21 protein-coding genes are annotated in these 20,959 nt (G+C 39.7%); 10 read left to right on the forward strand and 11 right to left on the reverse strand.

Annotation, left to right across the window (positions count from 1 at the left end; genetic code table 11):
• Positions 1-7 precede the first annotated feature (7 nt).
• On the reverse strand, positions 8-541 hold the full coding sequence (def, locus tag ACYQ3A_RS08615) for a peptide deformylase (RefSeq protein WP_459896894.1): 534 nt from the start codon (positions 539-541) through the stop codon (positions 8-10).
• Entirely contained in the window at positions 510-1,292 is a 783-nt protein-coding gene (locus ACYQ3A_RS08620) for a sugar phosphate isomerase/epimerase family protein (protein WP_459896895.1), read from the reverse strand. Before ACYQ3A_RS08620 ends, def begins: the two co-directional genes overlap by 32 nt.
• 59 nt (positions 1,293-1,351) lie before the next feature.
• On the opposite strand from ACYQ3A_RS08620, the gene ACYQ3A_RS08625 reads away from it, so the two are divergent.
• Complete coding sequence (locus ACYQ3A_RS08625; RefSeq protein WP_459896896.1) at positions 1,352-3,454, forward strand: hypothetical protein; 2,103 nt, start codon at positions 1,352-1,354, stop codon at positions 3,452-3,454.
• 34 nt (positions 3,455-3,488) lie between these two features.
• On the opposite strand, the gene metG is transcribed toward ACYQ3A_RS08625, so the two are convergent.
• Entirely contained in the window at positions 3,489-5,066 is a 1,578-nt protein-coding gene (gene metG / locus ACYQ3A_RS08630) for a methionine--tRNA ligase (RefSeq protein ID WP_459896897.1), read from the reverse strand.
• 82 nt (positions 5,067-5,148) lie between these two features.
• Between metG and ACYQ3A_RS08635 the strand changes: the two genes are divergently transcribed.
• Entirely contained in the window at positions 5,149-6,117 is a 969-nt protein-coding gene (locus ACYQ3A_RS08635) for an ADP-ribosylglycohydrolase family protein (RefSeq protein ID WP_459896898.1), read from the forward strand.
• A 54-nt stretch (positions 6,118-6,171) separates the two neighbouring features.
• The gene (locus ACYQ3A_RS08640) at positions 6,172-7,455 is read left to right on the forward strand and encodes a peptidyl-prolyl cis-trans isomerase (protein WP_459896899.1); all 1,284 of its coding nucleotides are present in this window, start codon (positions 6,172-6,174) and stop codon (positions 7,453-7,455) included.
• Positions 7,456-7,465: 10 nt separating this feature from the next.
• Here ACYQ3A_RS08640 and ACYQ3A_RS08645 read toward each other — a convergent pair whose 3' ends face one another.
• Entirely contained in the window at positions 7,466-8,668 is a 1,203-nt protein-coding gene (locus tag ACYQ3A_RS08645; protein WP_459896900.1) for a M16 family metallopeptidase, read from the reverse strand.
• A gap of 79 nt (positions 8,669-8,747) precedes the next feature.
• Between ACYQ3A_RS08645 and murD the strand changes: the two genes are divergently transcribed.
• The 6 genes from murD to pncA are packed head-to-tail and all read left to right on the forward strand — an operon-like array spanning position 8,748 to position 14,171.
• Positions 8,748-9,986, forward strand: a complete 1,239-nt coding sequence (gene murD, locus ACYQ3A_RS08650) for a UDP-N-acetylmuramoyl-L-alanine--D-glutamate ligase (protein ID WP_459896901.1) — start codon at positions 8,748-8,750, stop codon at positions 9,984-9,986.
• Positions 9,976-11,139 carry an FtsW/RodA/SpoVE family cell cycle protein gene (locus tag ACYQ3A_RS08655; protein ID WP_459896902.1) on the forward strand — a complete coding sequence of 388 codons (1,164 nt, stop codon included), beginning with the start codon at positions 9,976-9,978 and terminating at the stop codon, positions 11,137-11,139. The genes murD and ACYQ3A_RS08655 overlap by 11 nt, the downstream gene beginning before the upstream one ends.
• Positions 11,136-12,230 (forward strand): undecaprenyldiphospho-muramoylpentapeptide beta-N-acetylglucosaminyltransferase, encoded by a 1,095-nt coding sequence (murG, locus tag ACYQ3A_RS08660; protein WP_459896903.1) that lies wholly within the window; start codon positions 11,136-11,138, stop codon positions 12,228-12,230. Before ACYQ3A_RS08655 ends, murG begins: the two co-directional genes overlap by 4 nt.
• Positions 12,223-12,735 (forward strand): SMC-Scp complex subunit ScpB, encoded by a 513-nt coding sequence (scpB, locus tag ACYQ3A_RS08665; protein WP_459896904.1) that lies wholly within the window; start codon positions 12,223-12,225, stop codon positions 12,733-12,735. The genes murG and scpB overlap by 8 nt, the downstream gene beginning before the upstream one ends.
• Entirely contained in the window at positions 12,728-13,588 is an 861-nt protein-coding gene (locus ACYQ3A_RS08670) for a cytidylate kinase-like family protein (protein ID WP_459896906.1), read from the forward strand. Before scpB ends, ACYQ3A_RS08670 begins: the two co-directional genes overlap by 8 nt.
• Before the next feature lies 1 nt (position 13,589).
• Positions 13,590-14,171, forward strand: coding sequence for a bifunctional nicotinamidase/pyrazinamidase (pncA, locus tag ACYQ3A_RS08675; protein WP_459896907.1), 582 nt, complete (start codon positions 13,590-13,592; stop codon positions 14,169-14,171).
• A gap of 28 nt (positions 14,172-14,199) precedes the next feature.
• Here pncA and ftsZ read toward each other — a convergent pair whose 3' ends face one another.
• From ftsZ to ACYQ3A_RS08705, 6 genes are all read right to left on the reverse strand, one after another.
• Positions 14,200-15,306: a cell division protein FtsZ gene (gene ftsZ, locus ACYQ3A_RS08680; RefSeq protein ID WP_459896908.1), complete on the reverse strand. Its 1,107-nt coding sequence runs from the start codon at positions 15,304-15,306 to the stop codon at positions 14,200-14,202.
• 114 nt (positions 15,307-15,420) lie between these two features.
• On the reverse strand, positions 15,421-16,425 hold the full coding sequence (locus ACYQ3A_RS08685) for a DUF1786 domain-containing protein (RefSeq protein ID WP_459896910.1): 1,005 nt from the start codon (positions 16,423-16,425) through the stop codon (positions 15,421-15,423).
• A 30-nt stretch (positions 16,426-16,455) separates the two neighbouring features.
• Positions 16,456-17,274, reverse strand: a complete 819-nt coding sequence (locus ACYQ3A_RS08690) for a tyrosine-type recombinase/integrase (RefSeq protein WP_459896911.1) — start codon at positions 17,272-17,274, stop codon at positions 16,456-16,458.
• Between the two features lie 274 nt (positions 17,275-17,548).
• The gene (locus ACYQ3A_RS08695; protein ID WP_459896912.1) at positions 17,549-18,016 is read right to left on the reverse strand and encodes a hypothetical protein; all 468 of its coding nucleotides are present in this window, start codon (positions 18,014-18,016) and stop codon (positions 17,549-17,551) included.
• 67 nt (positions 18,017-18,083) lie between these two features.
• On the reverse strand, positions 18,084-18,260 hold the full coding sequence (locus tag ACYQ3A_RS08700; RefSeq protein ID WP_459896913.1) for a transposase: 177 nt from the start codon (positions 18,258-18,260) through the stop codon (positions 18,084-18,086).
• A 17-nt stretch (positions 18,261-18,277) separates the two neighbouring features.
• A complete protein-coding gene (locus ACYQ3A_RS08705) occupies positions 18,278-19,411 on the reverse strand; it encodes an IS256 family transposase (protein WP_459896914.1) in 1,134 nt (377 codons plus the stop codon).
• A gap of 86 nt (positions 19,412-19,497) precedes the next feature.
• Between ACYQ3A_RS08705 and ACYQ3A_RS08710 the strand changes: the two genes are divergently transcribed.
• Positions 19,498-19,686 (forward strand): hypothetical protein, encoded by a 189-nt coding sequence (locus tag ACYQ3A_RS08710; RefSeq protein WP_459896916.1) that lies wholly within the window; start codon positions 19,498-19,500, stop codon positions 19,684-19,686.
• A 177-nt stretch (positions 19,687-19,863) separates the two neighbouring features.
• On the opposite strand, the gene ACYQ3A_RS08715 is transcribed toward ACYQ3A_RS08710, so the two are convergent.
• Positions 19,864-20,958, reverse strand: a complete 1,095-nt coding sequence (locus tag ACYQ3A_RS08715) for an HD domain-containing phosphohydrolase (protein ID WP_459896917.1) — start codon at positions 20,956-20,958, stop codon at positions 19,864-19,866.
• Position 20,959 lies beyond the last annotated feature (1 nt).

The raw sequence follows: 20,959 nt of genomic DNA on the forward strand, positions 1-20,959 counted from the left end.
CGTTCGGTTACTTCTTCACTGCCATTTTCCTTTCATAGCTTCTTTTAAGTTTTTTGTACTTTTCAAGTGCAAGCCTCTTCTGGAGTGGTGAAAGCCTGTCTATAAAGACAATTCCGTTAAGATGGTCAATTTCATGCTGAAATGCTCTTGCAAGGAGTCCTTCTCCCTCTATTGTGAACTCTTCACCATCAAGGTTCTGAGCCTTAACCTTTGCGTATGCAGCTCTCTTTACCTTCTTGTAGAGTCCAGGGAGGGAGAGGCATCCTTCCTCTTTTACCTCTTCTCCTTCAAGGGCAATTATCTCAGGGTTTATAAGAACAATCTGTTCTTTTCCCTGATTCTCCTTCCCAGAGTGTAGGTCGATGACAACTATCCTCTTTAAAATTCCCACCTGATTTGCGGCAAGCCCGACGCCACCCCTTTTGTACATTGTTTCAAACATGTCGTTAACGATCTGTCTGATCTCTTCGTTAAAATCTGTTACGGTTTCAGCTTTTTTCTTTAAAACTTCATCTGGGTAGATTCGTATTTCTCTGATCATTCATCATCCTCCTTACTACTTTTAAACTCTCTTCTACATCTTCAGGTCTTTTATTCTCAAGGTTAAATATATAGTTATCAGGAATCTTTTTTAACAGTTTAAAGAAACTGTCAAAATCAAAAGTTCCGCTTCCTATCTTCCCGTGTTCATCATTTTCTCCACTGTTATCGTGGACATGAAACTCAAAAATTCTATCTCTGAATTTCTCAATCCAGACTTCTAAAGGCTCTTTCGAAAAGAGGTTGAGATGCCCGATGTCTATGCACACTCCAACGTTTTCGGGAAGTTGCTCAAGAAGTCTTTCAAGGTGGTCTGGAACTTCATCAAAGACATTTTCAAGTGCAATTCTGCAGTGAGTTCTTTCTGCTACGTATTTAAATGTTTCAACGGCAGTTTTAAGCCACGTATCGTAAATTGGGTAAGTTTTAGCCGGGTGGAAACCTGTATGGAAAACAATAGTTTCAGCCTCTAATACCTTTGCTGCAATAAGAGTTTCCTCGAATCTTTTCCTTGTAGCTTCCAGAATGTAACTGTCAGTAGCTCCTGGATTCAGATCCAAAAAAGGACCATGAACTGTTATAGGTTTTGTTCCTGCTAACTTTCGCAATTTCCCATACTCTTTTAAGTTAAAAGAGTCAAGGATTTTAGATGTTAGCTGGAGTTCTACTCCAATGCCGAACTCAATTATCCTTCTGGCGGTGTCAAATCCCTTAACCAGTTCTCTGCCTGATACGTGACCCACAATCTTCATTTCAACTCCATCACTTTATTGTAGAATTTGAATAGAGTCCAAGCTATTCCGGAGGACAAATGAAATCAAGAATTATTTTCATTGTCCCTGCTCTTCTCTTTTTCATTCCTACCCATGCAGAAAGTTCTAATACAGACTTTAAATTTCAAGGAGAGACAGGATTTATCACTGGTAACTTTAAAGGGAATTATAGAAGAGAATCGGGATATGAGAGATGGAATGAAAAAAAGAGCAGTCTAATTTACAAGTTGGATATAGAAAACCTCTTTACCATAAAAAACACTGCAAAATTTAAACTTTCCATAACCTCTGGAAACACAAAATCTCCCTACATTTCTCTCTTTTCTTCAGAAGAGGATAAGTTGTTTAGTGGCGGTATTAAAACTTTTAATGTAAAAGAACTCTACCTTGAAAAGCAGCACTTCATTCTGGAAAAGCTAACCTTAACCGCTGGAAAGCAGCAGTTTAACTTTTTTCCACTGCTCTACGACTATCTCTGGGGTGGAAAGTTTACGTACAAGTTGAATAACTCTCTATCGTTTACGTGGAACCAGATTGCAGGGTATGAAGGAAATTACCTTCTATTTAACAGTGAAGAAGAAGATGACGTAGATGTTTTTGGTCCTACCTTTGAGCTAAAGGAAGATTCCTACACATTTAACCTTTCCGTTTTAAGGATTTCTGATGCAATGGGGAATAGTAGTGGTATAAACAAAAATGCTGTTTTAGGAACATTATCCTATCAATTAAATGAAAATCTTTCTTTTTTCCTTTCTGGAGCTCTTGAAAATGGCAATCCTGCCATATATGCCAAACTTGACTACGGTAATTTTTCACTTTCTGGTGGTTATAGTGATAAGAACTTTACCTCTTACGGTTTTGGAGAAGGGTTAAGAAAGATTGGTCTTTTATACAGACCTTCATTTTCTGATGTTCAGTTTCTAAAAGCTTCTTATGGTTTTTCACTTAACCGGTTTAATTTCAAGATTTATGGACTTCACTTAGAAAACTCAAACGGTAAACTGATAGGTAACGAAGTGGGAGGGGAAGTTGATTATCCTCTCTTTAAAGGTTCTCTGTTTCTCCAGACTGCTGTTGGAAAGAGTGGAGCATATCTCTTTTACGGTGGCTATAGGTGGGGCATTTCGTCTCCTCTTAGATATAACAGTAACAGCTTTAATATAGGAGTTAAAAATTACTTTAACATCCTTGGTGAATATGGGAACTTTTCTAAAAGGTTTTATCGACCCCAGAACGGTTATGAAGGGTGGGAAGAAGCAAGACACGTTGGCTTTTGGCACTCAACTTACAAGCTAACTTTGGAATCTGACAACTTGAAACTGAAGGTTTCAACAGGAAAGGACTCAAAGATTGACTATGTTGTTTGGGGAAATACAGCAGACAATTTCAAGTACAGCAAGAACCATGGAAAGCTGTGGCACTTTGAGGAAGTAAGTTATAGCAGGGAAAATCTAATTCTTGGTCTTCAAAATTTAACAATCTTAGGTTTTGTCTCTGAAAACTTGACTGGGATTTCTTTTAGCAGAATAGTTTCTGGAGGCTATTTCTTCGAGCAGCACGGAGAAACTTTAAAAGGAAGCTCAAAGTTTCACTACCTCTACCTGACAGTTCCTTATAAGGATTTTGTGTTCTCTTACCTTTATAGGACCAACAGGAGCGAATTTAACTCGATTTACTCCTTCGGTTATACGGGCAAAAATATGAAATTTGGTTATTTGAAAGAATATGGAACAGAAACCGATAATAGCTGGGGAAGTTTCATTTCAGGGAAATTTAATATTTATAGACTAAGGTTTTATGGACTTTATAGGGTTTATTCAAAAGCCTTTCGCACTTTTGGTCTAAGAGAATACCATAGAGATGATAGCTACATCTATAGACCTGGGGAAAGTGATGTCCGATTTGCCAAACTGACTGTCTCGAGGGAATTAAAAACAGGACTAAAACGAATCGATAGGCTAAAACCGGAAATTAAGCTCCTCTACGATAGACTTTTGCGGTTTTCTGGTAGTTATGTAGGTGAAGAAGGAGGGATTGTCATATCGTTAAAACCTGGGAGATTCTGTAAGCTTTCTCTGGTCGGAACAGTAGGGAATAATAACTCTTATTACGAAGGTTTAAGGTTTGACTTGGAGTGGTAACAGAAAAAGGGGGGATAAATCCCCCTCAAACCATTTATTTGCCTTTCTTTGTCTTAGCTATTGAAACCTCTCCAGTCTCTGGATTGTACTCAACCCTTGGGAAGAGAATACCTCCCTTCTCGAGCTCAATTCCTGGCTTTATTCCACCCCACTCTTCAAATTCTGAAATCCTCAAATCTTCAGCCTTTTTACCGAGTTTCAACATCTCAGCCATCTTTTCAGCAGAAGAAGGCATGTAAGGATACACAAAAGCAGTTATGAACCTTAACGCCTCAACCATGTTATAGAGAACTCTATCGAGCTCTTCTTTTCCTTCTTTGTTCAGTGACCAGGGAGCTCTTCTGTCAATGTAGAAGTTTACGAAAGAGACGAACTGCCAGATTTCGTCGAGAGCTTTTGTAAGTTCTGCTTTTGGTATGAGCTCATTTAGTTTTGAAACGGTTGCAAGGGCTTTGTTTTTCAGTTTAACATCCAGTTCATCTTCAACGCCTTTTGGCTCCGGCACAATGCTACTTTTGTACTTCTTGAGCATTGAAAGAGTTCTATTAAAGAGGTTTCCGAGATCGTTTGCTAACTCTCCGTTTATCCTTGCAACAAGCTTTTCATAGGTAAAGTCTCCATCAAGTCCGAAGGAAACCTCTCTAAAGAGGAAAAACCTTACCTGATCAACACCAAACTTCTCAACAAGTTCAAATGGATCAACAACGTTTCCTTTGGATTTACTCATCTTCTCGCCGTTGACAGTCCACCAGCCATGGGCAAACACTCTCTTCGGAACTTCAAGTCCGGCAGACATTAAGAAAGCAGGCCAATAGACTGTGTGGAATCTGAGGATATCCTTTCCAACAAGATGAAGATCTGCAGGCCAGTAGTGATTTAATCTCTCTGTATCCTCTGGATAACCAACTGCTGTCAGATAGTTTGTAAGGGCGTCAAACCAGACATAAATGACGTGTTTTTCGTTAATCGGAACAGGAATTCCCCATGTAAAACTTGTTCGGCTGATAGATAGGTCTTTAAGTCCCTGCTTCACAAAGTTAACGATTTCGTTTCTTCTAAAGTCGGGAGCTATAAAATCTGGATTCTTCTCGTAGAGTTCCAGAAGTTTGTCCTGATACTTGCTGAGCCTGAAGAAATAACTCTCCTCTTTGACTCTTACAACTTCCCTTTTACACATTGGACAAAGTTTACCTTCAAGAAGATCCTTTTCTGTGTAGTAGGTTTCACAAGGGATACAGTACCAGCCTTCATACTCTCCAAGATAAATATCTCCGTTTTCGTAACATTTCTTGAAGATGTATTGAACAGCTTTTATGTGTTCAGGGTCTGTTGTCCTTATAAAGTGGTCATAGGAAATGTTGAGCTTCTCCCAGAGCTCCTTAAACTTCGGGACAAGAGTATCCACAAACTCCTTTGGAGTCATTCCCCTCTTTTCGGCAGCCTGCTGAATCTTCTGCCCGTGTTCATCTGTTCCTGTTAAAAAGAAAACATCCCTTCCTAAGAATTTGTTAAACCTTGCAATGATATCTGCAGCAGTTGTTGTATATGCATGCCCTAAGTGTGGCTTATCGTTGACGTAGTAAATTGGTGTTGTAACGTAGAACTTTTCCAACTTCAAACCTCCATTTTGGATTGTGATTCTATAATTATAATTCCCACTCATAAAATCCTAATTCATTCGGGAGAGTTTGAAAATGCTTTACGAAAAGATAAAAGGTGCTGTCCTTGGTGCTGCAATTGGAGACGCTTTGGGAACTCTTGTTGAGGAGATGGACAGAGAGACTGTGAAGAAAGCCTATGGGAGACCAATCATAGGATTTGCAGAGCCATCGCCTCTTTCTGTCTGTCCTTTTCTTAAAAAAGGTCAGTATTCCCACGAAACCCAGATATTTCTCATTGCTCTTGAGGTTTACGCTGAAAAGGGAATTTTCGATGAGGAGCTCTACATAGAGAAGTTAATTGAATGGGTGAAAGATGAGAAGTCCCATAGGTATCCTGCAGGTTCCCACGTTAACGCAGCTCTTGCCTATGCTGGTGGAGTAGATCCAACTGAGGCAAGGGTAAAGAGTGCCGATATTGATGGAGCAATTCCAGCCTTTGCAGCAGGGATTTTCAGGTGGGATAGCAGTTACGATGCCTATGAGGATGGGATAAGAATAGCTTCAATAACCCATGATGATGAAGCCCTTCTCGATACGGCAGGGGTTTTGGCGGTTGCAGTGTCTGAAGTTATCGGTGGAAGAGTAATTTTTGCCACAAAAGAAGACAGGTTTGGATTTATTGAAATCCTGAAAAGCTTTGCCCAGACAGAGATGGTTAGAGCTTATCTTGATATGGTTTCTCAGGCAATATTAAAGGAAATCGACTCTATTGATGACCTCATACTGCTTCTTGGAAATGGAAGTTTTGCTCCTGAGAGCTTTTCAATAGCACTCTTTCTGGCTATGGAAAACAGCAGGAATTTTAGAAACGCCATCCTTAAAGCTGTTAACTCTTATGGAGATTTCGGTGGCGATACAGACGCGATTGCCTTCATCACAGGCGGGATTGTTGGGGGTTATCTCGGAGTTTCAGCCATTCCTCAGGACTGGATAGAGTCCTTAGAAGACAGCAGTTATTTTGATCTTGTGGTAAAAAAACTGGTTGACAAGATGAGAATTTAAGCAATTTATTTATTTGTGATAGAATGTTCTTATCTCTCGATATTGGAGGTTGTTGTGAAGAAGCTTCTAACCGCTGTAACCGTCATTTCCCTCCTTGCTGGTTGCTCAAATCCCAGCAATAACAGTTCAGAGACAATTTCTAAAAAAGAACCGGTTTGTACTTCAGAAACACCTCTGGCAAAAATTGATGGTAAAACGATAACCGTTGCTTATTACGAAAGAATCGAAGATTCAATCCCTAAATGGGTTATGAAACGGTATTACTTTGGAGAAAAGGGAAAAGAAAAACTGCTTCAAAAGATAGTTGATAGACAATTGATAGTTCTTTATGCACAGGAAAAAGGATTCTTAGAAAACCCTGAAGTAAAAAAGAGACTTGAAAAGTTCAAGATAAAGCAACTTGCTTACAGGTATCTGAATTCAAAAGTTGGAGATGTAAAGGTTTCAGATGAAGAGCTCCAGAAAGCCATCGAGAAATACTACAAAGGAAAGAAAGTTACACCAGAGCTTAAAAAAGCTATCAGAATAAACCTTGAGGCTCAAAAGTTCCAATCAAAGAGAAATCAGATCTTAGAAGAAATAGAGAAGGAAATTAAATTTAAGCAGAAGGATAGTTACATGCTAAACGATATTGTTGCAACCTACGATGGAATAACCGTTCACTACAAAGATGTGAAGCCTATCCTTTCTAAGAATTCATCACAGGAAAATCTTAGAGAAGCAGTTACATATTACGTTCTTTCGAAATTGGCAGAGAAAGAAGGTCTTAATAAAAAAGAGGTTTTTTTAGTAGCGTACAATAGGCTAATGGAAGACCTTGCTGTGAAAGACTTTGAAAAGAGAATTCTTTCAAAAGTCAAAGTTACTGATAAGGAGATAAAAGAGTACTATGAAAAACACAAATCTGAGCTCAGAACTCCGGAGAGAGCAGACATAGAGATCTTTGAGTTTCCAGATGAGAATGAAGCAAAGAAAGCCCTTTCTGCCATTGAGAAAGGGAAGTCTCTGAAAGAGGCAATACCGAAAAATATCTACTCCACTCTCAAAAAGTGGAAAGTAACAGCAGCAGACGTTGATAGAAATCCAGTTTCTGCTCTCGTTTTTAAGGAGAAGAACAAAGATGCCAATATCCTTGTAATGCCAGATGGAAGAACTCTCCTGGTGATCGTTAAGAAGAGATATCCATCAAAGACTCTTCTCTATGGAGACGCATACTCGAAGATAAAGAGAATGCTTACAACAGAAAAGGCGAGAAAACTGGCAGAAGAAGAGATAGAAAAGCTTAAAGAAAAGTATGAGGTAAAAGTGTTCAAAGAAAACCTCAAGTGTGTCGAGTAAGCCTGACGGCTTACTCGGTTTTAAGAACTCCAATGAGAGGCTTTTCTAAGAGAAAAGAGATTCTTTCTCTAAATATTTTAAAGTTAGCTTTTTTTAGATCTTCAAAGAACTTTCTGTAGTAGTCTGGATCTCTCATGACTGTCAAAGCATAACCTATGGCGTCAGCCTCAGCTTCACCGCTCTCTCTGCCAAATATCTCTCCTTTAAGGAGTTTAGCTTTAGCAAACTCAAATTCCTCTTCAGAAATTGAAACGACTTCTTCCACTACCTTTCTGACAGCTTTTTCGCTCTCTTTGAGCTTGTCGGTTATTACTGCTATGAAGAAGTTTGAGCCAAAGAGAAGGTTTTGATAGTTTGAGTATGCTGCGTAGGCTATTCCGGTCTCTCTTAACCTCTGATAAAGAATGCTGCTTCTTCCAGAAGAGAGAAGGGAATCAAGTATTTCGAAATAGACGTCTTCTCTGCTGCACGGTGGTAATCTCCAGCCGAAGATGAGGTTTGGAACAGCAACTGCAGGGTGCTTGACTTCAAACTTTTCTGCTGGAGTTATTGCTTCCTCAACCTCTGGTTCATCAACCTTAGAGCTCCTCTCAAATGTTCCAAACTTCTCCTCAACTAATTCAAACATTGCTTCAGTATTTACTTTTCCTGCAATTGAAACGGTTATCCTATCTGGAGTGTAGAACTTCTCATAAAAGCCCTTAACATCTTCAGATGTGAATGCACTAACGGTCTCTTCAAAACCTAAAATTGGATACCTGTAGGGGGCTTTCCTGTAAAGCTTTTCCATGAAGGTCTCTATAAATATTTCCTGTGGGTTGTCTTTGCTTCTTGCTATTTCCTCAAGGACAATCGGTCTTTCTTTTTCAACCATTTCTTCGGAGAAGAGGGGATGAAGTACAAGTTCTGAAAGCAGTTCAACAGCTCTTTCTCCATGTTCGTATGGGAGGTTTATGTAGTAGTAAGTAAAATCATAGGAAGTTGCAGCATTTATCTCTCCACCCAAGAATTCAACTTCCCTATCGATATAACCGGGAGGGAAGTTCTCTGTTCCGTTAAACATCATGTGTTCCAAGAAATGGGCGATTCCTCTTGTCCTGTCATCTTCGTAAGCTGCTCCTGCCCTTATCCAGACGCTAACAGTTATAGAGTTAAGGTCGTTTCTCTCTCTAATAGAACAGGTAACACCGTTTGAAAGTCTTTTTATAAACATTTTCCTCCCCAGATGTGGATATGGCGAGAATTTTAACCTAATTTAGACCTTGCAGGCTTCAAAATGAACAGGAGATGCTATGAACGCTGTTGTTCTCGGAAAAGGAAAGAGTGGAAAAGCTGCTGCGGAGCTTCTTGAGAAAAAAGGATTCAATATAACTTTTTATGACGATAAAGAACCGGTTGAACTTCCTGAGTTTCCAGATCTTGTAGTCAAGTCTCCCGGAATTCCGCCGTACCATCCGATTGTTGTCTCCTACAGAGAAAGAGGTATTGAGGTAATTGGAGAGATTGAGCTTGCTTACCGTTACTCTGAAGGGAAGATCATTTCCATAACCGGTACAAACGGAAAGAGCACAACAACAGCTCTGATCTACCACGTTCTTAAAGAAGCCGGCTATAAAGCGTTTGTAGGTGGGAACTTCGGGATACCTTTTTCCTCTTTTGCTGAAGAGACAACAAATGATTCTATAACAGTTCTGGAACTTTCAAGTTTTCAGATTGAAGATCTGAAAGATTTCCATTCTTCTATTTCTGTTATCCTCAATATCACTCCAGACCACATGAACAGGTATAAAAGTTTTGATGAGTATGTAGAGGCAAAGCTTAAGCTCTTAGACCATTCAGAAATCCTTGTTTTGAACCTTGATGATCCGGCTTTAAAAGAATTAAAAGGAGATAAGTTTAACTTCTTCAGCAGAAAGGAGAAAGCAGATGCTTTCTTTAAAGACGGAAAGATCTTGTGTGGAAGTCTTGAAATAGAGGTGGATTCACTGCCTCTTAAAGGGGTTCATAATGTAGAGAACTACATGGCGGCCCTTCTGATTCTCAAGAACTTAGATGTTCCAGATGAAGAAATTCTAAATGGATTTAGAACTTTCCGTGGACTTCCTCACAGGACTGAGCTTGTAGCTGAAATTAACGGTGTCAGGTTTATAAACGATTCAAAATCCACAAATGTTGACTCTCTGAAGAAAGCCCTTGAAAGCTTCAGGAATGTTATCCTTATAGCCGGCGGAAGTGATAAAGGACTGGATTTTTCTCCTTTACGGGAGCTTGTCAGAGAGAGAGTAAAAAGGATAGTTGCAATCGGGGAGACAGCAGAACAGTTCAGGAAGACTTTCTCTGATATAGTTGATGTAGAGGTAGAGGATAATATCTTTCAAGCAGTTGAAACTGCTTACGAGTTTGCATCCGTAGAGGATACAGTTTTACTTTCTCCAGGATGTGCCAGCTTTGACATGTTTAAAAACTTTGAAGATAGAGGAGAGAAATTTAAAGAAGCTGTGAAACTGCTGGAGGAAAAACTTGCAGAGTAATAGAAGAAGGTTTGCTTTTCTGATATTTCTTATCTCTATAGCTCTTTCCATTGCTGGAATAATTTTTGTCTATACTGGCAGTTACTTCTACTGTATAAAACACGGTGTTGCTCCCCATCTTTTCGCACTTAAACAGGGAATTGCCTTTTTCATTGGAGTGGTAATTTCCGTTTTGATTTACAAATACTTAGACTATAGGAAGTTAGCTGACAAGAAATATCTCTGGAGTCTCTATGGAGCAGCAATATTTCTCCTCATTATAGTTCTCATCTTTGGAAAGGAGGTGAACAATTCCAAAAGCTGGATATTCATTGGGGGCTTTTCTGTCCAGCCTGCTGAAATTGCAAAGGTATTGGTAATTCTTTTTGTTTCTGGTTACGTAAAGTATAAGTGGTACGAAATCCAGTCCTATCCAAGGATATTTGCTGGCTTTGTTGTTCTCTCCTTTTTCCCGGTTTTCCTTATTCTTCTTGAGAAAGACCTTGGCTCTGCGATGATTCTCTCCATCGTCATTTTCGCAATTCTTTTCATTACAGGACTTAATATCAAGTACGTTCTCTATCCTTCAATCTTAGGTGCAGTAATGTTTGTGGTTGCTGTTATTACAGCACCCTACAGGATAGCAAGGATAAAAATGCTTCTTGATCCAGCCGGGTATTTCCATGCTCCTGGAAAGTACAACAGCTATCAGCTCGTTCAGGCGTTCGTTGCTTTTGCAAAAGGTGGATTAACGGGAATGGGAATAGGACAGGGAGAACAATCAAAGCTTCTCTTCCTTACATTCTCTTTCAGTGATTTCATGTACGCCCACGTTGCCGAAGAAGTGGGAGCAATAGGTGCTGGTTTGGTTCTCCTTGCATTCCTTGCAATTCTCTACTTAGGGCTTTCTATAGCTGATAGAACCGATGAAAAACTTGGAAAGTTTATGGCTTTAGGACTTACACTCTATATCTTCCTTCAAGGCATGGTTCACATGGGTGTTAACCTCGGGCTTGTCCCAACCACAGGAATAACACTACCATTTATGAGCCTCGGTGGGACATCTCTCATATCGATGTTTATTGCCGTTGGTTTCCTCATGAATATTGCAAAGCTCTTACCAAAAGAGGAAAAAATCAACTTGAGAATGATGGAGAGGGGGAGGTACGCTTGAAAATCTTGTTGGGCGGAGGAGGCACAGGAGGTCACCTTTTCCCATGCTTAGCTGTCGCAGACAGGCTTTCAGAGCTCGGGGCTAAGATTCTTTATGTGGGAACAATAAACGGTATTGAAAGAAGGAAACAGGAACTTTTACCCCAGGATCGTGTGCTCTTAAACGTAAAAGGAGTCAGAGGAAAGGGAATCAAGAGTGTTTTAAACCTTTTTACAGTTCTTAGATCAACGGGAGAGGCACTGAGGATAATCAGAGACTTTAAGCCAGATAAGGTCGTTCTCTTTGGTGGTTATGTCTCTTTTCCTCTGGGGATTTCAGCCTGGTTGTCAGGAGTTCCTCTCATCCTTCATGAGCAGAACAGTATCCCGGGTAAGACAAACAGATTTCTTTCACGGTTTTCAAAGAAGGTTCTGGTTGGTTACAGAAGTGGAGAGAGATTCTTTGGAGAAAAGGCAATTTTCACGGGGAATCCTGTCAGGAAAGAGATCATTCTGGCAACGAAGGAAAGGGAAAAGGTAAGACAAAAGGCTTTAAATGAGCTCCAGCTCAATCCTGATAAAAAGACGCTTCTTGTGATTGGCGGAAGTCAGGGAGCTCTCTGGCTCAACGAAATTATGGAGAAAACTGCTCCTCTTCTTAAAAGGTACAGAGATAAGCTCCAGGTTGTCCACGTTTCAGGTGAGGGGAAGTCTCCTGAACTCCAATCCATCTACAGAAAGGCAAACATTGACGCAAGAGTTTTTCCTTTCTTTGAAGAAGTGTGGAAGCTCTACGCTGTTGCAGATGGTGTAGTTTCAAGGTCTGGAGCTCTGGCTGTTTCAGAAATTGCGCTTTTTGGCATTCCAGCTCTCTTTGTTCCTTTTCCCTATGCTGTTGATGACCATCAGTACTACAATGCAAAAGAAATTGAAGAGCAGGGTGGATGTTTTTTGCGGAAACAGAAAGAGATTACTCCCGATTTGTTTGTAGAGTTAATTGAGAAACTCCTCTTTGATATAATCGTAACAAGGGAACTTTCAGAAAACATTAAAAAATTTGGAATAGAAGATTCTGTAGAGAAAATTGTTAAAGAGATTTTGAGCGATGGATAGAGTTAAGAGGATTGTTGAAGCGGCTATCTTCCTTTCTCAGGAGCCTGTTTCCGTTGAAAAGCTCTCTGAAAAACTTGGTTTAGAAGTTGAGGAAGTTGAAGAGGCAATTAATCAGCTGATTGAAGAGTATAGGGACAGGGGAATTATTATCAGGAAAATTGGTGGAGGGTACAAGTTCTTCACAGCTTACGATCTCTCTGAAACTATAAAACAGTTTGTGGAAGATAGACCGGTAAAGCTGTCAAAGCACCTTCTGGAAGTCCTTGCAATAGTGGCATACAAGCAGCCTATAACAAAGAGAGAGATAGCGCAGATCAGGGGACAGAACCCTGATGGAGCTCTGAAATCCCTTCTTGAAAAGGGACTGATAGAGGTTGCAGGAAGAGCAGACTCTCCTGGAAGACCTAAGCTTTACAGGACAACCAAAGCATTCCTTTATCACTTCGGCATTGACAGCCTCAATGATCTTCCTGAAATCCAGTTAGAGGAAGTTTTAAATGAATAGGGCTGAAGAAGCCATTGAGATTATTTACGAAGATGAAGAACTAACTATCTGCTGTGAAGATGTTCTGCCTGCAATAGAAAAGTTTCTTATGCAGCTGGATAAAATTCTACCTTTCTATGTTAATTCAGACTTTTTTATCGAATTAGTTGATAAAATTAGAAATGAACTTCTCTCGGGAAATAGAACCTTAAAAGAGAAACTGCTGGAGGGGAAAATGGGTATAGTTACGGTAACTTTTGAGCTTGGCTCCCTTGGGCTGGATGTAGCGAAAGCTATTGGAGAGAAACTGGGATACAGAGTTGTTTTTGGAGAGATTCTAACTGAAACTGCAAGGCGACTCAACGTTCCTGAGTGGGAAATAGAGGATTTCAACGAATTCAAGTATGTTCCTTCAAAGCTTTCTCTATTTGACCTTTTCCAGCTCGATAGAAGTTTTATAGACTTCAGTGCAATTTTGGGAGGAAAAGGGAAAGAGGAAATCACTTTTGAACAGTTTAGAGAGGCTCTTACAAAGACAGTTATAGCTTTTGCAGTTTCAAACAACATTGTAATTGTTGGACATGCGGCGGCATGTATTCTTAGAGAGTATCCAAACTCTCTCCACATAAAAGTAGAAGCTCCTTTTTCAGACAGAGTAAAAGTCTATGCTGAGAAAACAGGCGTTTCTCTTGACGAAGCAGAAAAGCAACTTAGAAAGATTGACGATAAGGAAAAAGAGTTCTACAGAGATCTCTGTGATGCTGATATTACAAAGATCGATCTTTTCCATCTCAAGCTGAACACTTCTAAGCTCTCGGTTGAAAAAGCTACAGAATTAGCACTTAAAGCTTTTGAGCTGGTTGTTGAGGGATAACATGGTAATGATAACTCCCTGCGACGCTCTCATTGTTGTCGATGTTCAAAATGATTTCCTGCCGGGAGGTGCTCTCCCGGTTCCTAAGGGAAATGAAGTAATAGAACCGCTTAATCGATACATAGAACTCTTTGTTTCAAAAGGTCAACCAGTGTTTGCAACCAGAGACTGGCATCCAGAAAATCACATCTCCTTTAAAGAAAATGGTGGACTCTGGCCAAAACATTGTGTTCAATGGAGTAAAGGCGCTCAGTTTGCACCAACGTTAAAACTTCCCCCAGACGCTTTCATAATAAACAAAGGAGATAAACCAGAACTTGAAGCATACTCCGGATTCCAGGGAACACTTCTCAATGATCTTCTTAAAGAAAGAGGAATAAAAAGAGTTTTCATTGGTGGCCTTGCAACAGATTACTGTGTTAAAAACACAGTTTTAGGAGCCCTAAATTTAGGATATGTCACATTTTTCCTTGAAGATGCTTCGAGAGGTGTTGACGTTAAGCCCGGTGATACAGAAAGGGCTATTGAGGAAATGCTAATAAGAGGCGCAATAAAGATAAATTTGGAAAACATAATCGAATAAAAGAAAACCCTTCCAGCACCTGGAAGGGTTAATCCTCATCTTTCAAACTTTCCAGTAGTTTGGATATATCAATATCTAACTCTTCTACCGCTTCCTGACCACTGAATGGAGGGGTTACTGAAGAGGAGTAACTTCTCTCTTCGGTAAATCCAGTTGTAAATCTCATAGGTCTTCCCTTCTCATCAAAACCAGTAGCAATCACTGTAACCTGAATAGCATTCTCTAAGGATTCATCAATGCTCACGCCAAAGAAGAAGTTAGTATCATCCCTCTTAGCCCTCTCCTTAATAAGCCCCGCAGCAGCATAAGCCTCATCAAGAGTTAAATCATTTCCTCCAGTAATGTTTACTAAAATCCTACTTGCCCCCTCAACCTGAACATTCTCAAGAAGAGGATTATCAATAGCCTTCCTTGCAGCAGTAAGAGCCCTATCTTCTCCACTCGCCTCTCCTGTACCCATAAGAGCATATCCACCACTATGCATAACTGACTTTACATCGGCAAAGTCAAGGTTAATAAGACCAGGTCTTGTAATAACCTCACTTATTCCCTTAACAGCCTGATAAAGAACATTATCAGCAAGCTTAAAGGCATTAAGAATACTCATATCCTTTGGAGCGACAGTAAGAAGCTTCTGGTTAGGAACAACCATAAGAGTATCTACAAACTCTTTCAGTCTTCTGATACCAGCTTCTGCAAACTCATGTCTTTTTCTACCTTCAAAATCGAAAGGTCTTGTAACAACACCGACAGTCAGGATACCCATATCCTTGGCAATCTTGGCTACAATAGGGGCAGCTCCAGTACCTGTACCACCTCCCATACCGGCAGTGATAAAGACCATATCGGAACCTTCGAGGACTTCTCTGATTTTGGGTTCATCTTCAAGGGCAGCCTGTTCACCAATTTCAGGTTTACCGCCGGCGCCAAGACCCTTTGTGAGCTTCTCACCGATCTGGACTTTTATAGGGATAGAGAGCTTAGAAAGAACCTGGGCATCGGTGTTAACTGCAACGAATTCTACGCCCTCGATACCTTTTTCGAGCATTCTTGCGACGGCATTTCCGCCGCCACCGCCTACGCCAATGACCTTTATTACAGGGCCCTGAAAGCCTTCATCCGCTATGTCGAACATACTTCCTCCAGCCGTTTTTATAGATGCTATTGTTGTCAGGTTAAATATATAAAGATTTTTAAAGTTGAAGAAGGGATCTCTTCAAGGAATAAAGTTAACTGTAATATTTTATGGTTAAACTTTTGTTCTCCTGGATGTTTCATATAGACCTATGCATCCTGTAATCATTACATCACCACCAGGATAGGCAAAATCTCCGTACTCTTTAAATAATGCTCTGTTGGGACCTGCTATCAGTACTTTTTCTGGATTGATTTTTTCAAAAACAACAGCTCCATGTCCATTATCGTTGAAAACTTCTTCAAAAGTAAGAGTAGCTTCCGATAGCTTATTCACCAGCTCCTTCAACTTTTCAGGTGTCAGGTATTTAGTGTGATGTTCAAAAAGTCCACAGATTTCTCCTTTTTTTATCGAAACACCAAGGGTATGTCCATTTCCGATGTCAAGACCAACGAACTCCTTGATTCCCTGTTTGTTAGCATACGCAAGTATTCCGCAAATTGAAGCAACCTTGCTATCCATGACAAAACCGCTGTATCCCTTTTCTTTCAATTGGTCAAGAATTGAATCAAATCGAGAAAAGAATCCTGTTTTCTCTGTGAAGAAAAACTCATGGGGGTCTTTTGTCTCTTCTAATTTTTCCTCAAAGTATTTGAATCGGGTTACTCTATCGCTCTGTCCCTTTACAAAGCCGTGATCCTGACAGGCAACGGCGACAAAATCTGGAGCAAACTCTTTTCCAGCAAGCTCTAAAAGTTTTCCGTACATTTCAAAATCGAGATCTCTCAAAACGAGGTCTGGATCTTCGACTTTTTCCACTATCTCTATTCCTAACCTCTTAACCTCTTCCAGATCATCTCTGATTGTCCTTGCAGCCTTTTTAGAGATGGTTACTCTGAACCCTTTTTTTAAATGTTCAAGGATCGCCTTTTTTACAGGCCCTCCTCCCATTATGTAACCGTCAATTTTGAGATCTTTGTTTAGCTCCTTAACTTTTTGGGCAAGAAGTGTCGTTGGAGAAGGAAGAATGGCTTTTATCCAGTTCTCTGTGTTGAGTTTTTCATCACTGTAGAGAATGTCCTGAGTTCCTTTGCCAATATCTACCATGAATACTTCCATCTTACCCTCGTTAACTATAAAATTTTATAGTTAATCATTGAAAACCTTATCAGAAACCCTGAACATTACATCATCTCTAACTTTAGCATAACGAGCTGTCGTATTGGGAGAAGCATGCCCCAGAAAAGCCTGAATAATCCTTATATCAACTCCTTTATCAACAAGAATTGTTGCAAAGGTGTGGCGGAGCTTGTGGGGATGAAGGTTAACACCACTTTTTTTCTTTATTCTGTCAAATATGTACTTGGCTCCCTGATAGGTAAGAGAAAAGAGCTTTTCGGTTTTTATTGTCTTTATGTACTCTTCCAGTTCTCTGCTGAACTTTTCCGGCAGGGGGATAAACCTTTCTTTTCCTCCTTTTCCTATCACCCTTAAAACCTTTCTGTCTTTTACTTCTACGAGACTCTCTTTTGTAAGAGAGAGAAGTTCAGAAATCCTCAAACCGCAGTAGAGAATTGTTTTGATCATCAGGTAATCTCTATAGGATCTTTCTCTTGCCACAGCTAAAACTTTTTCAACTTCTTCGTTTGTTAAAGCCTCAGGAACTTTCTGTTTAACTTTTCTGATTCTGAGTGATGGCTTTACCGGATTATTTCTGATTATTTCCATGTCAACAAGAAAGTTAAAAAACGTATTAAGGGCAGAGATTCTGCGATTTATAAGAGATGGACTGCATTCCATGGATGTCCTAAAAATCATTATGTCAGCAGTTTTAATAAATTCAACATCCTTATCACCAACTATCTTTTTGAACAGCTCTAAGTCATTCCTATACTCTTTTAGTGTTCTTTCCGAAAGTTCTTTTGACTTAAACTTGAGGAAGAGTTCTATTGCCTGACTCAACTCCATTTGGTTACCCTTAAAATTTTATGGTTAATCCCAGCTACATCGATATATTTCCTCTATTTTGATTTCAGTAGTATGATGTATTATAGTAGATGAATTTGGGCAAATATATTGATGTTTTGCTTTTTCCCTTTTCGCACAGAGGAAAAGGAAACTTGCTGGTTACCCTTAAATTTTTATGGTTAAGAAAATTACCCTCATTTTCCTGATTCATCCTGCCACTCCTATTAGTCCTTATCCTTTTACTCTTCCTTTTTACCGGCGACTATAACAAATGTCAATTTGTTATAGTCATGGGGTATAAAAAAGTGTCGTCCTGAATCCCTCTGACAGGAGAGACATAAGAATTATTAGACTTGCATCTATTCTCATTATTCTCAATATCTGATTTTACAAAACCTTTATCTTTAGCCTGTAAGGGCTTGTATAGGGAACAGCAAATAATCATTGAATCTACGTTAGATGTGTTCCCCCTTTTGTTTTCGGTCTTTTCTAAAGAAAACGCATTTAAATTTTTGTCGCCACCATTATATATGTCGGCGTTAGATGTAGTATTCCTTTTAGATGTAGTAACTATGATGTAGTAAATGGATTTTCTTGAATCTGTAGAAGTGTTGTACTTATCTTTTCCCGAGTTTCCTTGACTACTATTCTGTATGCCTATTGGAAGTTTACCTGTATGCATATTGGAACTTTTCACTTCTTCTGTATTTCCATAAGAACTTTCTTTTACATCCAGCCCCACTCTCTCAAAAAAGAATGAACATACTTTTTGTAGCCTTCTGGAATGGTTGTGTCATTTGTATAAGCCATTAGGAGCACCTTCTGTCAAAAGCCTTTAAAGCTTCCTCTTCGTTAGAAGCCTGATATATCCTTTTTAAATCATTAGCTATCTTTTTCCTGTCTTTTGCTCTAACCTTGTTGAACGTGTTCTTGACTTTGTGAACCAAGCAGGATTGAAAATCAGCCTTTGGCTTGGGTTGTGTCAATAATTTTGTGTAAGCTATTAGGAGTACCTCCTGAAAAACATCTCCTTAAGTTCCTCCCTGGCTTCTAAAAAGCCATTAATTACCCTGTCAGACCATCTATCATTAAGCACTGCTACCCTGAGATAAACGAACTTCTCAACAGCACTAACCGACGGTAAAGCTCCTATTACCTTAACCCTCTTCCTTATCTCCTTTATCGTCCTTTCTATCAGATTTGTCGTGTATATCACTCTCTGAATGGACTCAGGATACTTGAGGAACGTAAGGAACTTATAAAGCTCCTGTTCCCAGGACTTTACAACCTTAGGATACTTTGATCCCCACTTCTCTTTGAACTTCTCAAAACCCCTCAGAGCCTCTTCTTCCGTAGAGGCTTGATATATCCTCTTTAAGTCCTTCGCTATCTTCTTCCTGTCTTTAGCTCTTACCTTGTTCAGAGTATTTCTCACTTTGTGAACCACACAGGATTGAAAGTCTGCTTTTGGAAAGTACTCCTTTATCCTTTCCTCAAGTCCAGTAACTCCATCAGCTACGAAAAGGAGAACTTCTCTCACACCACGGTCATAAAGCCTCTTTATCATTTCCAGCCAGCTCTCAGCTCCTTCCGAAGGATTAACTTCAAAATCAAGTATTTCTCTGTATCCTTCCTCATCTATACCAAGAGCAAAAAGAACAACTTCTTTCTCAACAGTATCTCTCCTGACAGATAGCCACATTCCGTCAAGCATTATGACTGAGTATCTCCTCTTGAGCTTTCTTTGTTTCCACTTGCTTATTTCCTCTAAGGTCACCTGCGATATCTTACTTATAGTTGAAGGCGAGTATTTAAGCTCAAACACGCTCTCAAGAGCTTGGGCTATTGTTCTTGCACTCATGCCAGAGGCAAACATTCCAAGGATTAAGTCCTCAAGGTTGATGTCTCTCCTTTTGTAAGGTTCTATCAGCTTAGTTCTAAATCTTCCTTCCCTGTCCCTTGGGATTTTCAGGTTTTTTAGTTTTCCTACAACAGTATCAAGGTTTCTGACGTAAAAACCGTTCTTTGTTCCTCCATGTTCTTTAAGAAACACTTCTCTTTCAGCTGTCATGATTGACTCTAAGGTTTGTTTTACCACTTCTTTAACGAGGTCTGGTAAAATCTTCTGTAGTTCCATTTTTGCCTCCTGGGGTTGGTATTTGTGGGGTGTTCCCCAGGAGGTTATCCCATTTCTCAAGCTTACACAAAATATCGTACACTACCTTGGCTTGTGACTTTAAAATTTCCAAAGATACAATTGAAACAAAAGGGGGAATTGTCGTTGATACTATAGAAGAGGCTTTTGACTGCTGTCAGTTTCTCTCTGCCTATGGAAGATTGAAGGGAGATAGGGTTCTTATTATCACGAACGCTGGAGGACCTGGAGCTTTAGCTTCAAATTACGTTTCTTAGAGCTTGCAGATATAGAACCAGTTTAGGAAGAACTTTCAAAGTTTTTTCCACCTATCTGGAGCGGGATGAATTCTGTTGATCTCATAGGAGATGCTATTTTACGGCGACCCATATAGGGCTATTAACGTTTTAAGAAAAACTCTATTGAGAGAGTAAACTTAGTCGGAAAAACTTTCTCTACTCTTCGTCGGGAAATCTTCTTTTTATCTCCATGAAGTCATCAACTTTTTTTAAAAGTATTTCAACAATTTCACCGTCAAGTCTTCCATTCTGAACTTCATGTCTGAATAGTCCTACAACCTGTTCAACTGACCAGGGTTTTTTGTATGATCTTTTTGATGTAAGTGCATCAAATATGTCAACGACGGCCGCAAGTCTTCCGTAAAAAGATATTTGCTCTCCAACTTTACCGTAAGGGTAACCTGAACCATCCATTTTCTCATGGTGTTCAAGTGCAACAAGGGCTGCAACATGGAGCATTTTACTGTTGCTATCCTTTAAGATGTTGTAGCCGATTATCGTGTGTTTCTTCATTATTTCCCATTCTTCCAAAGTAAGAGGACCAGGCTTTAAGAGTATCTTATCAGGAATGCCTATTTTCCCGATATCGTGCATCTGAACGGCAAGGAATATAATCTCACACTCTTCATCGCTGAATCCCAATTCCTTGGCTATCTCTCTTGCAAATATTCCAGTTCTCAAAATGTGATTTTTTGTTTCCTTATCCTTGTACTCAGCAGCATACGAAAGTCTAAAAATCGCCTCTTTGTGGGCCTTTTTAAGCTCAGCGTAAAGTTGGAAGTTCTCTATGGCGGAGGCAGCGTATCCCCCAAGAAGTGTAAGAATTTCTATGTCTTCTTGAGAGAAATTTCCCGTTAGCCTGTTTATTGCCTGGAAAACACCTATTACTTCTCCTTTTTTGTTGTAGAGAGGAACTGCAAGTATATTCCTTGTTCTGTATCCTGTTTTCTTATCGACCTCCCTGTTAAATCTTGGATCTGAATAAGCATCGGGAACTATTTCCGCCACTCCTCTGTGGAAAACACTACCAACTATTCCTTTATCCCAAGGAACTTCAATCTTGTCAACCCCATGAGCAACTATAGTCCAGAGGGTTCTCTTGTTCTTATCTACAAGAAAAAGACTGCACCTGTCAACATCAAGGATTTCCCTTGCAAGGTCAGAAAGTATTATAAGAAGGGTATTCAGAGATTGTTCCCTTGTGATCCTCTCAGCAGCCTGTAAAAGAAGCTTCAGCTTTTCCTGTACCAAT

The organism is Desulfurobacterium crinifex, assembly GCF_054656775.1.

Coding starts and splice junctions, on each gene's coding strand:
- ACYQ3A_RS08620 (WP_459896895.1), bottom strand. CDS start 1,292: ATGAAGATTGTGGGTCACGTATCAGGCAGAGAACTGGTTAAGGGATTT.
- ACYQ3A_RS08690 (WP_459896911.1), bottom strand. CDS start 17,274: ATGGAGTTGAGTCAGGCAATAGAACTCTTCCTCAAGTTTAAGTCAAAA.
- ACYQ3A_RS08635 (WP_459896898.1), top strand. CDS start 5,149: ATGCTTTACGAAAAGATAAAAGGTGCTGTCCTTGGTGCTGCAATTGGA.
- scpB (WP_459896904.1), top strand. CDS start 12,223: ATGGATAGAGTTAAGAGGATTGTTGAAGCGGCTATCTTCCTTTCTCAG.
- ACYQ3A_RS08645 (WP_459896900.1), bottom strand. CDS start 8,668: ATGTTTATAAAAAGACTTTCAAACGGTGTTACCTGTTCTATTAGAGAG.
- def (WP_459896894.1), bottom strand. CDS start 541: ATGATCAGAGAAATACGAATCTACCCAGATGAAGTTTTAAAGAAAAAA.
- pncA (WP_459896907.1), top strand. CDS start 13,590: ATGGTAATGATAACTCCCTGCGACGCTCTCATTGTTGTCGATGTTCAA.
- ACYQ3A_RS08705 (WP_459896914.1), bottom strand. CDS start 19,411: ATGGAACTACAGAAGATTTTACCAGACCTCGTTAAAGAAGTGGTAAAA.
- ACYQ3A_RS08685 (WP_459896910.1), bottom strand. CDS start 16,425: ATGGAAGTATTCATGGTAGATATTGGCAAAGGAACTCAGGACATTCTC.
- ACYQ3A_RS08625 (WP_459896896.1), top strand. CDS start 1,352: ATGAAATCAAGAATTATTTTCATTGTCCCTGCTCTTCTCTTTTTCATT.
- ACYQ3A_RS08670 (WP_459896906.1), top strand. CDS start 12,728: ATGAATAGGGCTGAAGAAGCCATTGAGATTATTTACGAAGATGAAGAA.
- murD (WP_459896901.1), top strand. CDS start 8,748: ATGAACGCTGTTGTTCTCGGAAAAGGAAAGAGTGGAAAAGCTGCTGCG.
- ftsZ (WP_459896908.1), bottom strand. CDS start 15,306: ATGTTCGACATAGCGGATGAAGGCTTTCAGGGCCCTGTAATAAAGGTC.